The 16,181-nt window shown below is 41.5% G+C and carries 11 protein-coding genes and 1 tRNA gene; all 12 read right to left on the reverse strand.

Annotated features, from left to right (window positions below; translation table 11 throughout):
* Positions 1–211 precede the first annotated feature (211 nt).
* The 12 genes from glmS to ESZ50_RS09815 all read right to left on the reverse strand — a co-directional run bounded on the left by glmS (position 212) and on the right by ESZ50_RS09815 (position 16,167).
* Positions 212–2,041 carry a glutamine--fructose-6-phosphate transaminase (isomerizing) gene (glmS, locus tag ESZ50_RS09760; RefSeq protein WP_148623471.1) on the reverse strand — a complete coding sequence of 610 codons (1,830 nt, stop codon included), beginning with the start codon at positions 2,039–2,041 and terminating at the stop codon, positions 212–214.
* A gap of 305 nt (positions 2,042–2,346) precedes the next feature.
* Positions 2,347–3,417: a SepM family pheromone-processing serine protease gene (locus ESZ50_RS09765; RefSeq protein ID WP_246111543.1), complete on the reverse strand. Its 1,071-nt coding sequence runs from the start codon at positions 3,415–3,417 to the stop codon at positions 2,347–2,349.
* 13 nt (positions 3,418–3,430) lie between these two features.
* Complete coding sequence (gene coaD / locus ESZ50_RS09770; protein WP_148623473.1) at positions 3,431–3,907, reverse strand: pantetheine-phosphate adenylyltransferase; 477 nt, start codon at positions 3,905–3,907, stop codon at positions 3,431–3,433.
* Positions 3,876–4,463 (reverse strand): 16S rRNA (guanine(966)-N(2))-methyltransferase RsmD, encoded by a 588-nt coding sequence (gene rsmD / locus ESZ50_RS09775; RefSeq protein ID WP_148623475.1) that lies wholly within the window; start codon positions 4,461–4,463, stop codon positions 3,876–3,878. Before rsmD ends, coaD begins: the two co-directional genes overlap by 32 nt.
* On the reverse strand, positions 4,463–4,774 hold the full coding sequence (locus ESZ50_RS09780; RefSeq protein ID WP_148623477.1) for a YlbG family protein: 312 nt from the start codon (positions 4,772–4,774) through the stop codon (positions 4,463–4,465). The genes rsmD and ESZ50_RS09780 overlap by 1 nt, the downstream gene beginning before the upstream one ends.
* Before the next feature lie 3 nt (positions 4,775–4,777).
* On the reverse strand, positions 4,778–6,001 hold the full coding sequence (locus ESZ50_RS09785; RefSeq protein ID WP_187387619.1) for an FtsW/RodA/SpoVE family cell cycle protein: 1,224 nt from the start codon (positions 5,999–6,001) through the stop codon (positions 4,778–4,780).
* A 269-nt stretch (positions 6,002–6,270) separates the two neighbouring features.
* The gene (locus ESZ50_RS09790; RefSeq protein WP_148623481.1) at positions 6,271–6,477 is read right to left on the reverse strand and encodes a hypothetical protein; all 207 of its coding nucleotides are present in this window, start codon (positions 6,475–6,477) and stop codon (positions 6,271–6,273) included.
* 192 nt (positions 6,478–6,669) lie between these two features.
* A tRNA-Ser gene (locus ESZ50_RS09795) sits at positions 6,670–6,759 on the reverse strand.
* 247 nt (positions 6,760–7,006) lie between these two features.
* On the reverse strand, positions 7,007–8,188 hold the full coding sequence (locus tag ESZ50_RS09800; RefSeq protein WP_148623483.1) for an MFS transporter: 1,182 nt from the start codon (positions 8,186–8,188) through the stop codon (positions 7,007–7,009).
* Between the two features lie 77 nt (positions 8,189–8,265).
* A complete protein-coding gene (locus ESZ50_RS09805) occupies positions 8,266–9,135 on the reverse strand; it encodes an ROK family protein (protein WP_148623485.1) in 870 nt (289 codons plus the stop codon).
* A 178-nt stretch (positions 9,136–9,313) separates the two neighbouring features.
* Positions 9,314–15,574, reverse strand: coding sequence for a BspA family leucine-rich repeat surface protein (locus tag ESZ50_RS09810; protein ID WP_187387620.1), 6,261 nt, complete (start codon positions 15,572–15,574; stop codon positions 9,314–9,316).
* A gap of 317 nt (positions 15,575–15,891) precedes the next feature.
* The gene (locus tag ESZ50_RS09815; protein ID WP_148623489.1) at positions 15,892–16,167 is read right to left on the reverse strand and encodes an HU family DNA-binding protein; all 276 of its coding nucleotides are present in this window, start codon (positions 16,165–16,167) and stop codon (positions 15,892–15,894) included.
* Between the last annotated feature and the right edge of the window lie 14 nt (positions 16,168–16,181).

Raw genomic sequence — 16,181 nt, forward strand, 5'->3', positions numbered from 1 at the left:
TTTTAAGTTTAGTGACCAAAAACGCTTCTCATCCTCTAGTAATATTTAGTTAATATGCTTAATATTTAAATAGTCTTAATAAACATCAGCAGTCAACCATTCATTGACATTTAATCAGTAATTCCAGACAAAAAAAACGCTATCCATTTAAGCTTGTTAATCCCAATGTGACTAACAGGCTAAATAGATAGCGTTCTAAACAAATTTAATTTTATTGTACTGTAACCGACTTTGCCAAGTTACGTGGACGGTCAACATCAAGACCACGTCCCAAGGAAGTATAATATGCCAACAATTGCGTTGGTACAACCGACAGCAATGGCGATAACAAATCAATCGTATCAGGCAAAACATAATTGTCATTGGCCTTAGCAATTGACTTGGAAACAATTGTGTAAGCCTTAGCTCCACGAGCTTGTGTCTCAGCCAAATTCCCACGCGTTAGCAAGGCCATTTTAGGTTGTGTCATCAAGGCAATCACTGGCGTTCCCTTCTCGATCAAAGCAAGTGTACCATGCTTCAATTCACCGGCCGCAAAGCCTTCCGCCTGAACATACGAGATTTCCTTCAACTTCAAAGCAGCCTCAAGTGAAACAGCTGAATCAACTCCCCGTCCAATATAAAAGGCGCTTTGTGCAGGTACTAGTAACTCCTCAGCAACTTGCTTGAAAGTTTCCTTATCATCAACGATTCCTTGGATATCAACCGCAATCTTTGACAATTCTTGCTCTAGGTCAAAACCAAGTTGGGCTTGATCGGCAACTGCATATGCCAACATTGCTTCCAAGGTTACTTGTGCAATATATGCCTTGGTTGAAGCGACCGCAATTTCTGGTCCAGCCAAAAGTGGCAAAGCATAGGTTGCCTCACGCCATAACGTTGATTTCTCAACATTGGTCAAAGTCAAAGAATGGTGTCCTTGAGCATTGATCTGTTGTAATACTTCTCGAGAATCAGCCGTCTCACCAGATTGTGACAAGAAGATAAAGAATGGCTTCTCTGACAACAAAGGTTGCTCGTAGGCAAACTCAGAAGAGATATGCACTTCGGTTGGCTTGCCTGACCATTGTTCGAACATCCGCCCACCAACTAAGCCGGCATGGTATGAAGTTCCTGCAGCAATAATATATAAGCGATCAGCTTCACGAATTTCGCGCAAGATTTCTGAGCCAAATTGCACATGCTTATCTGCATCAAAGTAGCGTGACAAAAGGTTTCGAATCACAATTGGTTGCTCATCAATTTCTTTTAGCATGTAGAAGGGATACGTTCCCTTGTCTGTCTCTGAAGCGTCAATATCCAAGTGGAAAGGTTCCCGAGTAACCGTTGCACCATGCTCGTCAAATAACTTAACTTCGCTAGGATCAACAATTGCAACTTCACCATCATGTAACTCAAGAAAATCTTTTGTTTGATCCAGTACTGCAATTGCGTCAGATGTCACGACATTAAAGTCTTTTCCCAAACCAATTAGCAATGGTGACTTGCGCTTGGCAACATACATCCGTTCTGGCTCAGTCTGATCCATCAGCAAAAATCCATAGGCTGACTCAGAATCATTGGAGAACAAAGTCAAAGCCTTATTAAAGGCATCAAAAGTCGATAGTCCCTCATCAGCTACTAATTTGGCGATTACTTGAACGCCAACCTCTGTGTCTGTATCAGAATGTAGCTCAACATCTTTCAACATCGTCTCTTTTAGTTCTTCGTAATTTTCAATCACGCCATTATGTACTAAGTAGAAACGACCGTCATTTGACATGTGGGGATGAGCATTCTCAACTGATGGCTCACCATGAGTTGCCCAACGGGTGTGCGCAATACCGGTTGTACCTGAAACATGCTTTGTTGCTACTAAAGCCTCAAGGTCCGCAACTCGTCCTTTCTCACGAACTAATTGATCCATGCCTTCATCAGAATTTGGTACAAAAATACCTGCAGAATCATAACCGCGATATTCTAGCTTTTCTAATCCTTTAAGCAATACTGGTGAAGATTGATAATTTAAACTCGTGAAACCAACAATTCCGCAATACAACATACTTACTCCTTTTTCGAAACGGTCTATATAAATTATTTTTCATTTTTTTAATCAATACGGCTATTATCCACGCTGTAGCACGGAATGTCAATTTTCTTTAAGCCCGTGTTCTAAAATTGGTATAGGTCAATTTCTATGTAATATTTGAAAAATATTTAATCTTGGTCAGTCGATTGTCATTCAGAATAATGGCTCCAATACTAGTAACGCAAATTGATCATCTGCTTTGAGCCAGATCAACCATATCGTTGATTTATACAAAATTAATAAAAAAATGCTAGTCCAAATTTGGACTAGCATAACCCTTAATGCGTTTCTAAATAATTCACTGCTTCTTTAAAGTTTTTAACCGGTACAACTTTCAACTTAGGGGCGTATTTAGCTGCTGTTGCTTTCGCTTCCTGATAATTCGTTTGTCCGTTTTCTTCGTACTTTAAGTTTTCCTTAGTTGGTTTCAAATATGGGGCAAAGAAGATTTTCGCACCAGCATCACGCGCTACAATCACCTTTTTATCGATTCCACCAATCTCACCAACATTGCCTTCATTATCAATCGTACCAGTACCAGCAATTGTCCGACCCTTCGCTAAATTCAAATCTTTATCTAGTGCGTCATACATTTGAAGTGAGAACATGAGCCCACCTGAAGGGCCACCAATATCGCCCATATTAGCGCTAACTTGGGTATCTGCAGTAACATCCACCGCATCTGCCAACATGATTCCTATTCCTGCCAGATTTTTAGTACCTGCTAAAGCAACCGTTTTTTGTCGGGCAACTTTCTTTGTATTACCACGTTGATAATTGATCGTAATTTTAGTCCCGACCTTTTGCCGTCGAATATAGTCTTGGAACCCTTTAGCAGATGAGAAATGCTTACCATTGATGGCCGTAATCATATCTCCAACTTTTAAATCGCCTTTAAAATGTGAGTCATCTTGAATACCCATCACATATAATCCATTATATAAACGTTGATATGCAATCCCACTCGCTCTAAAAGCATTAACTTTAGCTTCATTCACGGCTGAATTCATATAGATCTGGTTAATCTTTGCGGAGTTCTCAGCCGTCGTTCCCGAATTAGCAGTCGCCTCACTCATTAGCGTAGCATGTGGATTCATTAATGAGATTAAGGCTCCCAGTCCGGTCACCTTTTGCAGATAGACCGACGTAATCAGATACTTGCCGTCAACCTTAGCTGGCTTATTATTGACTTTAATGTATGAAGTCAAGGAATCTGCCGCTCCAGGAGTCTCAACATAAATTGGTAAGGGAATAATAATTCCTAAGACAACAAGTACACCAACAACGATTGCACTAATTTTACCGAATCGACGCCAGTTAAACTTGCCTTTTGCTTTTTTTGTCATCATCAACCATCACTTCTCATCTTTTATAACGTTCAGCAAGCGCCTCAGCAACTGGGTCAGGCACTAAATTACTAATATCTGCACCAAAGCTGGCAACCTCTTTTAAAATACTGCTTGAGATATTTTGATTTTCCGGCCGAGCCATTAGAAAGACTGTTTCAACTCCACCAAGTTGATAATTCATCTCGGCAATATCGCGTTCATACTGATAATCAGTTTGATTACGCAAGCCCCGAACCATTGTCTGTGCTCCCAGTGCCTTAACGAATTCAACCGCCAAGCCACTCATTTCAACAACTTTAACGTTCTCAAGATTTGAGACGGTCGCCTCAATCAATGCAATTTTTTCTTCGGCTGAGAACATATATTGCTTACTCTTATTTGTTCCAACAGCAATCACAACCTCATCAAATAAATTAGCTGCTCGCCTGACAACATCCAAATGTCCATTTGTAAATGGATCAAAGCTTCCCGGAAATACGACTTTTTTCATCAGCAACTCCAATATAGCGATACAGTGTGACCACTGTAATTCCATAATCCTTTTCTTTCAAAAACTCAAATCCAGCCAAATCATCTGGTAAACCAGCTGCTTGATCTGTCTCAGCGACTACAAGCGCATCTGGCGCAATTAACCCAGCTGCCTGCAGCTTCTCTAAATCATGCACAATTGTTTGCTTAGCATATGGCGGATCAAAATATAGTAAATCAAATGGCGTCTGTCCCGTTAAACGCTGAATTGCGGCATCCGCATTAGTCTTGAACACCTTAAAACGCTCCGGGGCCTTTGTGACAGCAATATTTTCGTTAATCGTCTTGATTGCCGCATATTGGCGATCCACTAAAACAGCTTCATCAATCCCACGAGAGACCCCTTCGATACTCAATCCGCCTGATCCAGCATAAAGATCTAACGACCGACCACCATCAAAATAAGGTCCAATCATCGAAAAAATGGCCTCTTTAACTTTATCCGTGGTTGGTCGCGTTGCAGTCCCCGGTACCGCTTTAAGCGTTCGACCACCGAATTCTCCACCAACAATTCTCATTAAAGTTCCTCTTCATCTACAGGTTCGTCTGCCAGCTCCAAAGGATCAATAATCAATTCATAATTATCCTTAGCGCTTCCGACAGTTGTATCAACATCGGGCCAATGTGAAAGTTCCACTGCTCGTACAAAACCAAGTCGTTCAATCAACGGCACCTTAGTCGCAACGTCTTGTTCGTTCATTGCAATGACGGCATATTTCATCTTATCCGAAATATACTCCACCACTCCGAAACGGCGTAACTGTCGCGCCTGTCGAACATTCTTCAAATAAACAATGATACTTCTGCGCGGTACAACTTCAAAATCCATAGCTTAACCCTCCTTACCTAGTTCTTCCTCGTGTTTAATTTGTTTAATAATATTCATCGCAATACCAAGTGCAATCGACAAAGACCAAATTGATGAGCCGCCATATGATATGAACGGGAAAGTAACTCCTGTGATTGGCAGGGCGCCCACAACACCACCGAAATTGACCAATACCTGCATAAAGAAATAGGTTGCAAAACCGTATAAGGTCAAGCGATAAAACATGATTTTGGTCCGCATTCCCCAGGTGATCAATCTAAAAATCATCAAATATAGCAAAGCTAGGATAATCAAAATTGTAAACATCCCCAGCTCTTCAGCCACAATCGCCATAATGAAATCGGTGTTGGGCTCGGGTAAATTACCAAACTTTTGGATACTATTACCCAAACCGCGTCCAAAAATCCCTCCATTTGAAATGGCATACAGTGAATTTATCAACTGCAATCCAGATGAAGAAGCTACTTCCCATGGATTAATATAGGCGATAAGACGTGCCACCATGTAACTACCACTATTTTCTAGACCAAACCAGTTGACCAGATTTGGCAGTAATATGTAGATCAAAAATAATAGTCCAGCTGAAGCAATCATAAAGATTGGTCGCCATTTAGCCGCTAGGATAATGGTGATACTGATCATCGTAATAATACCAACTCCACCCATATCGGGCATGATACCATCAAGAAATACACCAAATATTGCAATCAGCATAAAGATTCGTGGCCATCGCCGACCAGCAACGCCAAGTGCCTCCGCTTCATCCTCGTTCATCACCTTACCGCTGGTATACGCCAAAAACAAGATTAAGCTAATTTTGAAGAATTCAACTGGTTGCAGCGAAACTGGTCCCAATAAGATCCATCCCTTTGCACCATTGATTGCTTGCCCAAAAACGAAAGCAACTAACATCAAAAAGATACTTGCGGTCATCGCTAGTCGAATAAACCACTGTGCCCCACGTGTCTGCCAACGGAATTTGAAATGGAATAGAAACAATACGCCAAAAAGTCCCGTAATATCAAAGATTCCTTGTTTAAAAACATACGAGAAAGCTGAGCCAGTTGGCATATCGGCACTAGCTGAATAAACCATAATTGTTCCCAGAATCATCAGGATAATTGCAGGCAATAAAATCAACCAATCAATATAACGATTGGTCTCTCTGATTAATTGTCCCCAATTTTGCGTACGTCGTCGCTTTATAATTCGAGCCTTAGGTGCCATTATTATCTCCCACATTTTCAACCAAGGCCATTAATTCCTTGTACTTATTATTCTTTAACATTATTAATAGTTGTCTAGATTTTATTATACCGATAATCTGCTAAATTATCGCTATCATTTATAATAATCCTTTTCGATTCTTTTTTGAAAAGCATTTAACTAAAATCACTTTATTCAAAGCCACTTAAACAATCCGTTAAGAGATGTCACATAATAAAAAGGCACTGCAACTGCCAGTGCCTTTTTATTACAATCGTGTCGTGCATATATTAATTAAACAATATGTTTGCAATCGGTAAAATTATTCCTGCCAACATCATTAGTACAAACACAATTGACAACGTCTTTTTTAGACTCAGTGAGTTCTTCTTCTTCCGCTTATCAACGTAATTCTTACTGACAGCTGCATTAATCTTACTATTCCGATCAAAGAAATCGTCTAAAGTTTGAACTTGTTCCTCTTGATTGTTTTCCACTATTCCACCTGTTCTTCTATTCATTATCCCTAGGTACAAAGCACACTATATATGTCAAATTATATCATCTATTTATAAAATAGTTTAATCTAACGCTTGGCTACTGCAAATATTTCAAGCAAAGTAAACCATCTAAAGTAATTAAAAAGACGCTCCTTGAGATAGCTCTCAGGGCGTCTTTTCTTACATCTAAGGAGATAGAGGGATTCGAACCCCCGCGCCGGTTTCCCGACCTGACGGTTTTCTAGACCGTTCCCTTCAGCCAGACTTGGGTATATCTCCATTTACTCACTTCAATTATGCTACTAGATTTCATCAAAAATGGCAAGTCAAATTCCGAATCATCACACTATTTGTATAGCTGTCCACATCACCATACTTGCGTTGACTAGGAGTATTGCCAGGCAATCGCCGTATTCGCATGTAATCGGCGCTTGCCCATTATCTGCAAAAAGCCCCACAAACGAACTTACCATGCCGTTAAAACCTTGGTTAAATCCGTCAATGGGACTTTCTATATAATTAAATTCTAAACATGATCCATCTTAACAATAAAAATTGTTGCAACCCCCGCGATAAGAATTGCCGATACGAAGCAAATATTTTGAATATTGCCAAGCGGATTAATTCCATAAGCAATTCCATATAGACTAGGTCCCATCGCGGCAATAAAGTATCCACCCGCCTGGGCCATTCCTGATAGTGATGCTGTTTGATACGGTGACTGAGTCTTAACCGCAAACATCGTCATGGTAAAAATAAAGAAGAATCCGATTACCAAGCCCGCCATCAATGCCTCTAAGATCCAGAAACTGAAGTTATCAGTTTGAAAGAACATCATTCCTGCCGCAGTCAGTCCAATCACCATCATTATGATTACCAAGGCAAGCATCTTACGCTTAGACAAGCGGGTCAACATATTAGGAACAGTCATTGCGACTGGGATATTGGTAAAAGCCATCAAGGTCATCGCAATTGCAACTTGCTGAGTACTCAAATGATGGTAAGCCATCATTACGGGCAACCAAGCTACAAACGCATAATTCAACATTGACTGATTTCCAAATGCCAGTAAGAATGGCCAAGCCTTGATATTACGCCACGTTTTAAACGCCTGCTTATGCGCTGATTTATGCTGTGCATGTGGTTCAGCTGGTAACCGTTTCATTGCCAAAAACCACAAGACCACCACACCCAGTGGAATGATGAACAACAGCCAAAGTACCGAACGCCAGCCAGTCAAAGCGACAATTGAGGCAGTTGATAAGTTAAACAAAACTGATCCAACTGTAATCGCAATTGAGTAAATTGACGTCATCAATCCCACGCGCGTCGGAAAGAACGTTGCAACTAAAGTAGGCATAAAGACATTCAGATGCGCAATTGCAATCCCAATCAAAGCCGATCCAATTATCATCGTTGGTAAGGCAATGATGATCCGAAGACCCGCTCCCAGCGCTAAAGTGATCAACATCAAGAGTAACGCTCGCTTGAGACCTAACAATTCAATCGTCTTGCTAGCAAAATTTGATACTAGCATAAACATCACCAAAGGAATTGTCGTTAAAATTCCCAGACTGCCAATTGGCATATCTAGGGCTTGCGATAGATCCCCCAACATTAATGGTAATGTTGTGAACGTTGATCGCATCACGAAGCCGATCATAATTACTGCAATTACAACCAGACTTATTTTTTTACTTTTCTGCAAAGCCAGATCCCCCTAACATATTTTTTCACGTCGAGATCCAGTATACCGGAAGAAATCTGCCACAAGCAAGCATATTATTACACAAGCGACTTAGCAAGCGCGAGTGCTCCCAAAATGTCAGCTTCTTCCTGATACTCACCGCGCAAAATATATTGATCGATGATCGAGCCTTGCTCTAAGAAATGATTCGACAAAAGTTGATATTGATCTTTGATGCGCGCAACTAAATGCGGTCGTTGCAGAATTCCACCGCCAAGTACAATACAATTTGGTCGTAATAGGACTGTCGCAGAAATCAACGCTTGACTAACATAATCTGCTATCAATTCCCACGCTGGATGATCATCTGCTAAATCAACTGCCTCGATCCCATAACGCGCCTTGACTGCCGGTCCTGCAACCAACCCCTCCAAACAACGATTACCATGGAATGGGCAATAACCTTCATATGAGTCATCTTGGCGTGTCGTTACTAACACGTGCCCCCCTTGTGGCATACCAGCACCAGCATATAGTTTACCGTTATGAACAATACTCATGCCAACATCATTACCAACATTTAGATATAGCATCGTGTTAGCTCTTTGACCACTACCATTTAGATATTCCGCCCACGCGGCGGCATTGATATTACTCGTCCAATAGTAGGCAAGGTCATCACGCCATTTTTGCATTCCCGCCAAGAACTGATAACCTGACCATCCCGCTACTGGTGTTGTTAGCACCTGACCATATGTGTAAGATAACGGTCGCGTGTCAATTGGCCCAAATGCCCCAATTCCGATCGCAACCAGTTCAGGATATTGATCAAAAAAATCAAAAATTGCCTGCATTGTTACACTTGGGACATCCGTAGCAATCTCTTTTCTGGCAATAATGCCAAAGGCTTGATTACTAACGGCAACAATAAACTTCTGATGTCCACCCTCAATTCCCCCAAGTAGCATAATACTCCCCCAATACAATTTGCTAAGATAATCATAGCAAACATTTGGGTAAATAACAGATTCAACTACCTGCCATTTTTTTGATTCTCACAAAAAGTCAGCTAATTCATAACCATTTAAAATGGCTGTGAATTAGCTGACTTTATCTGATTACTTTTTTCAAGGTCTCAGGTACTTTTTAGATTTCCTCGTCTGCGCTTTTACGCTTACGAAGAATATCCAACAAGCCTAATAACGCAATTAAACTCATCGCTTCGCCAAGCTCAAGAATTCCAGCTTGTGATTCCGTACCAGTCGCTGGCAACTTCGCTGGCGAAACTTGCGGTGCCTTAGGCGTCACAACTTTCGGTTGCGCTGGCACAATAGGCGTTTTAGGAATCGCCTCACTCTCGCCGGTGTAGGTTGGATCCATCTGAATCGTCAAGCCATTCGTTGTGTCAATTCCTGTCACTTGCGACTCAATCGTATCACCGGCTGTTGCCAACAACGCGTATTGTTCTGCACTGAGGTGATAGACCAAGGTAGCAGTCGCCGTACCATCGGCTCCGAATACGCCGGTCGACAATGCTGTGACATTTACCAAGTTACCTGCTATAGAGATATCAACTAAACGACCATCGAGAACAAATTGATCTCCTGGCTGGCCACCAGTTAATGTAACCGCGTCATCAACGGTATAACTTCCATCAGCATTCTGAACTGCACGATTAATCTGCGTCACACCACTTTCGCTAATCTTTGGCAACGTCAAACTTTCACCCGTATACGTTGGGTCCATCGCAATCACTAGGTTATTAGTTGAATCATTTCCGATTACCTGTGACTCAACTGTGTCGCCGGCGGTTAACAACGCATCATATTGTGCAGTTGTCAGTGTATACGAAATTGTGGCAGTCGCTTTTCCGTTGCTATCAAAACTCCCAGTTGCTGTACCAGTCAAACCTGACAGATTACCTGGCGTTGTTAGATCAACTAACGTACCGTTCAAAACGAAAGTGTCACCAGCCAGACCACCAACTAGAGTCACTGCATCATTAATCATGTAGCTACCATCAGCATTTCGGCTAGCATTACTAATGCTAGTCACACCACTCTCAGTAATCTTAGGAATTGTTAAACTCTCGCCTGTATAGGTTGGATCCATCGCAATCGTTAGGTTATTGGTCGAATCACGCCCGGTTACCTGAGACTCAATTGTATTGCCAGCATTAAGCAACGCCGTATATTGCGCTCCGGTCAGGGTATAGGTGATGGTAGCTGTTGCCGTCCCATCGGCCCCGAATACGCCGGCGGTCGTCCCAGTTACGTTTACAAGATTATCAGGCGCGGTCAGATCAACCAATGTACCATTTAGAGCAAAGGCATCACCTACAATCCCACCTGTCAATGTAACTGCATCATTAATCGTATAGCTACCATCCGCATTGCGCATAGCATTATTAATTTTAGTTACGCCACTTTCGCTAATCTTAGGGATTGCTAAACTCTCGCCCGCGTAAGTTGGGTCCATGGCAATTGTTAGTCCATTAGTAGTATCCATCCCCGCTACTTGAGACTCAATCGTATCACCAGCTGTTAGCAATGTCGTATACTGTGCTCCAGTCAAAGTATACGCAATCGTAACCGTTGCGCTCCCGTCTGCACTGAACGTTCCGGCGGTTGTCCCAGTTACGTTCACAAGATTATCGGGAGTGGTCAGATCAACCAATGTACCATTCAAGGCAAAGTCGTTACCGGCAATTCCACCCGCCAATGTAACCACATCGTTAATCGTATAACTACCATCAGTATTGCGCGTAGCATTATTAATTTTAGTCACGCCACTTTCGCTAATCTTAGGGATCGCCAAGCTCTCATTCGTATATGTCGGATCCATGGCAATCATTACTCCATCAGTAGTATCCATCCCCGTTACCTGAGACTCGATCGTATCACCAGCTGTTAGTAATGTTGCATACTGTGATCCAGTCAAATTATAGGTAATCGTAGCCGTGGCAGTCCCATCTGCACCGAATATTCCAGCGGTCGTCCCAGTTACGTTTACAAGATTGCTAGCGGTGGTTAAATCAACCAACGTGCCGTTCAGAGTAAAGTTATCACTGGCAACACCACCTGCTAATGTTACTGCATCACTAATCGTATAAGTTCCATCGGAGTTGCGAACTGCATTATCAATCTTCGTAACACCAGTTTCGTGTACCATTGGAGCTTTGGCACTCTCATTAGTGTAAGTTGGATCCATGGCTATCGAAATTCCATTAACTAAATCACTACCACTAACTTGTGATTCAACAGTATCTCCAGCTTGTAACAAACGCCCATATTGAGCTGGCGTCAAATAATAAGTTATTTGCGCTGTTGCACTACCATCGGCATTAAAAACACCAGTCACGTTTGAAATAACATTACTAAGATTTGCAGAGTTTGTTAGATCAACCAAGTTTCCGGTTAAGGTAAATGGATTACCAGCCGGCCCACCTGCTAAGGTGATCGCATCATTAATCTCAAATAGGCCGTCCTTATTTTGAAACGCCTGATCAATGCTGGAAACGCCACTCTCAACTATTTTAGGTAGATTTTGTTCCTCATTCGTGAAAGTCGGATCAACAGCAATTGCACTTTGAACAAAAGCACCCATATAATCACTCTGCATCCAACTAGTATTATTAGTGGTATCAATGCCATTAACAGTTGAAGTTAATTGAGCTTGCCCCGCTGCTAATGCCATATATTGCGTGGCAGTTAATGTATAAACTAATTGGGCTGTTCCATTGCCATTAGCGTCGTAAGTACCAGTCGCTTTCGCTGTTACACTTGAAAGATCAACTCCTTCCGGCGCTGCTGACATCGTACCCGTCAGCGTGAAATTATCGCCGACCGTTCCAGTTAAAGTAACGGGATCGGTCATCGAATAAGTCCCGTCAGCGTTTTTAGTAATATTACCAGCATTGTTAATGGTGGTTGAACTACCGGTAACCTGACTTTGTAACTGGGCACCTTCATTCAATAATTGACCATATTCGTTCAAGGGTAGTTTATACGTCAAATTAACAGTTGCATGACCGGAAGCATCATAAACCCCAGTTGCCGTATCAGATGTCGAAGCAGAAGCCAAGTTATTCGCCAAGTCAACTAAATTACCTACCAACGAGTAGGTTGCATTTGGTAAGCCAGTTGCCGTAACTGTATCGACAATTTGGTAAGTGTTTGCATTAGTTTTAATAGCAGTACCGAGGACAGTTGTTGCGGTAGGTGTATAGTTTACAGTAAGGTGAGCACTTCCCATTAACATATTCGTATTGTTTGTAAACATATTGTACCCGCCTGGCATATTGGTACTACCATACATTGTCCATATATCATAAGTGCCAGGCAAGGCATTATTTGTTGTAACCTTAACTCTCGAAAGCCCAGTACTAGCATCCATGGCAAGCGGCTTATTTAAGTCCATCCCAAATAACCCATTCGTATTAGTCGGATCAGTCGAATTTAAAATTGCTGCTGAAATCGTCTGCACATCAGGTCCTTCAACGATATTCCCCACATTAACAATTGGTTTGATTGTAAGAATACTTGATCTACTTTGATAGGCAGTAGTTGGGACCTCCGCTAGATTTGATACACCATTATATCCACCATCACTTTCGCCAAAATAATTGACGGATACATTGGCTTGGGTAGTTGTTAAATAATTATTTTTACTTACAAGCGCACTCGTAAGTGGGTTAGAAGTATACAAAGCTCCTAAGCTGAGCCCATTCGTTCCATCCCCCAAGGGTGCCAGAAAATTAGTAAAAGTGCCCGAATCTGATGTGGTTAAACTGCTATTGAAGAACGTCACCGGCATATGTTGCCAGACCCAGGTTCCCGCCAATGAGCCCACCGGTAAATTAATCAGCGCATTCTTAGCAATTACCTGTCCTGTAGGTTTTAAAATATCCGTCGATGAGCCCATTTCCTGCCAAAGCCCTGTATAATAACCATTCTCTGCATCAGGCGCGGTAAGGTACACCAGATTACTCATTGCAACCGTTCCATTTGCAGATATAATCGGTGCAATCCCAAACCGCCCCAAATATCCCATATTGCCTTTAAACACATTTTCTAATACTGTCCCAGAGCCATCTGGACCGGAACCACTTGGAGAAAAGGACCATTGATTGCCTAATTTCAAAACTTGTAAAATCGGATCACTCTCAAGCATTCCATACACACCGCCGTTGTCTAGCGATTTTGATGAAAAGCTGCTCATATCAAGACTCTGAAGACTTGCTAAATCACTGAACATCGTTACCATATTCGTTACATTTGAAGTATCAAAGCTTGTCACATTCAAGTTTGTCATCGACTCGTCGCCAGCAAACATCGAGGCCATTTTAGTAACGTTACTGGTATTAAAATTTGCAAGATTTAGTGTTGGCAGTGCCACATTTCCAAAGAACATCTGCGACATATCTGTTACCTTCGCAGTATCAAAGCTACTAACATTCAAATTAGTCAACGAAGTATCAGCACCAAACATATCATTCATGTTGGTGACGTTACCTGTATCAAAGTTTGCAAGGTCAAGTATCTTTAAAGCAAAATCTCCGCCAAACATACTCTGCATATTAGTAACGTTAGCTGTATTAAAGCTCGACACATCAAGCGGATTTAAAATTGAATCGCCATTAAACATGTAGGCCATATTCGTTACATTTGCCGTATTGAACTTTGAAAGGTCAAGCGACTTCAAAAGCGGATCCATATAAAACATGCCAAACATGCTATTAACATTAGCCGTGTTAAAACTGGATACGTCGAGCGTTGCTAGTTTAGAATCACTTGCAAACATGTTGACCATATCGGTTACATTACCAGTATCGAAATTCGAAAGATTCAAGTCTGTCAGCGCCGCTGCCCCCTGAAACATCGAGTCCATACTCGTCACATTACCCGTATCAAAGCTAGTAAGATTTAAGGTGTTTAAATTAGTCGTATTCTTGAACATGTTGCTCATGTCGGTTACATTTGCTGTATTAAAATTTGAAAGATCGAGGTTTGTTAAGGTAGAACTGCCATTGAACATACTACCCATGCTTGTTACATTCGCTGTATTAAAATTTGAAAGATCCAAATTTGCTAATTCGGGCGTATTGTAGAACATTGCGGCCATTGATTTCACATTCGACGTATTGAAGCTTGACAGGTTAATGCTATTTAATGTGGTATCACCAGCAAACATATCATACATTTCAGTTACATTTGCTGTATTAAAGCTTGAAAGATCAAGCTTTGTTAAAGCTGGGTCATCATTAAACATGGCACTCATGTCAGTTACATTTGCTGTCTTGAAATTTGAAAGATCAAGGTTTGTTAAGTTTGTGTCACCTGCGAACATATATGCCATACTTGTTGCATTAGTTGTGTCAAAATTTGAAAGATCAATTGTTTTTAAGGCAGCATCACCCGCAAACATTGCGCCAACATTTTTGACGGCCGAGGTCAATAATCCGCTCGGAATGACAATATTAGTCAATTTGGGGTCATTACTAAACAAATTATAAGTTCCGTTCCAACCACCATTATTGGTAATCCCCGTTAAATCAATACTCGTCACATTAGGTAAGTTTGCAAAAGGCGAACTGGCACTAACAGGTGTTAATGTCGACGCAGAATCACGCATGATCTCTAAATTTGCTCCCTTTGCAACCACGATTGACTTCACTAGATTTACATCAGCGCCCACCCCATTTACAAAAGTTCCACTATTGCTCGTATTATTTTGCTGAACACTAAATTGTGTTGGAACTGCGTCCATATTAATCGGTCCACTATAGACCGTTCCGTTTGCATCTTGACCCAAGGTCAACACACCATTGGAGTCTAAAGTCCAAGGAACACCAAACGTATCAACCTGTTGCATCGGTGCACTGGTAGGAGAGTTAGGGTCAGGATAATTATCAATCTTTTGATATGACCAATTACCAGAGTCAACAATCGTTGGTGCCGCAACTACCGCCATTGTACGCATCGCAATAGCTGGATGTACTTGGCTTGAGCTCACAGCCGTCGAACTATTAACAGAGCTCGCAACTGATGAATTATTACTCGCAGAGTCACTTTGACTTGCAGATGCCGCAACGCTATTAGTAGATCCGGCCACTGAACCTATGCTGTTTGCTGATGTGCTACTAACTGAAGCATTGCTACTTATGTTTGCTGTTGCAGAGCTTGCACTAGTTGCTGAACTACCCGTGCTATTTAGAACTGTTGAAGAATTAGCACTCGATGCCGCTACCGCACTCGTCGGTGAAACGCTCCCCACCACTGTTGTAACGGTATCCGCCTCGACAGCTGGGGTATTCATTAAAAACACTCCCCCAACAACCGTTGCCATGATACTACTGGCAAACACCCAATATTTACCTTTTTTGTATAATTTAAAATTATGTTGCATCTTCTTGACCTCTCTCAATATAACCATACATAAGACAAATATTAGTCCTATTTTCAAGAAAATCAATACTTTTCCAATATACAGGTCAAACAAAATCAGGAACACTGAAGGATTATCAAAATCGAGTTTAAGACCTTTCATTTCGTTCAAGCCCACCCATGTCAAGAATATATTTAAAGCTGTATTTCATATATATATTCCTCGGTTAATATCGGATAAAATTTGTACTTGTTCTATTAATTCCACAAAAAAGGCGAGGCAACTTTGAAATCAAAGTTGTCTCACCTTTCTGGTTATTCAGTTATAAAAGAGCAACCTTATTTAACAGCATCTTTCAAACTCTTACCGGCTCTAAATGCTGGCACGGTAGTCGCTGGAAGCTCTAAGATCGCACCCGTTTGTGGATTACGACCCGTTCTTGCGGCCCGTTCTCGTACCTCAAAGCTACCAAAGCCCATTAATTGAACATTTTCGCCTTTGGATAACGTATCCTGAATTGCATCGAAAGTTGCTTCAACAGCCGCTGTAGCATCCTTCTTTGTAAGACCAGTTTGTAGCGCAACCAACTCAACTAAATCTTGCTTATTTGCCATATTAATCTCCTATT

The organism is Weissella muntiaci, from assembly GCF_008107635.1.
In the GTDB taxonomy this organism is placed as follows: domain Bacteria; phylum Bacillota; class Bacilli; order Lactobacillales; family Lactobacillaceae; genus Weissella; species Weissella muntiaci.

What these genes read in the sequence shown, in the direction of transcription:
- ESZ50_RS09765 (WP_246111543.1), bottom strand. Translation starts at nt 3,417, where the DNA reads ATGATGACAAAAAAAGCAAAAGGCAAGTTTAACTGGCGTCGATTCGGT.
- rsmD (WP_148623475.1), bottom strand. Translation starts at nt 4,463, where the DNA reads ATGAGAATTGTTGGTGGAGAATTCGGTGGTCGAACGCTTAAAGCGGTA.
- ESZ50_RS09785 (WP_187387619.1), bottom strand. Translation starts at nt 6,001, where the DNA reads ATGGCACCTAAGGCTCGAATTATAAAGCGACGACGTACGCAAAATTGG.
- coaD (WP_148623473.1), bottom strand. Translation starts at nt 3,907, where the DNA reads ATGAAAAAAGTCGTATTTCCGGGAAGCTTTGATCCATTTACAAATGGA.
- ESZ50_RS09805 (WP_148623485.1), bottom strand. Translation starts at nt 9,135, where the DNA reads ATGCTACTTGGGGGAATTGAGGGTGGACATCAGAAGTTTATTGTTGCC.
- ESZ50_RS09780 (WP_148623477.1), bottom strand. Translation starts at nt 4,774, where the DNA reads ATGGATTTTGAAGTTGTACCGCGCAGAAGTATCATTGTTTATTTGAAG.
- ESZ50_RS09810 (WP_187387620.1), bottom strand. Translation starts at nt 15,574, where the DNA reads ATGCAACATAATTTTAAATTATACAAAAAAGGTAAATATTGGGTGTTT.
- glmS (WP_148623471.1), bottom strand. Translation starts at nt 2,041, where the DNA reads ATGTTGTATTGCGGAATTGTTGGTTTCACGAGTTTAAATTATCAATCT.
- ESZ50_RS09815 (WP_148623489.1), bottom strand. Translation starts at nt 16,167, where the DNA reads ATGGCAAATAAGCAAGATTTAGTTGAGTTGGTTGCGCTACAAACTGGT.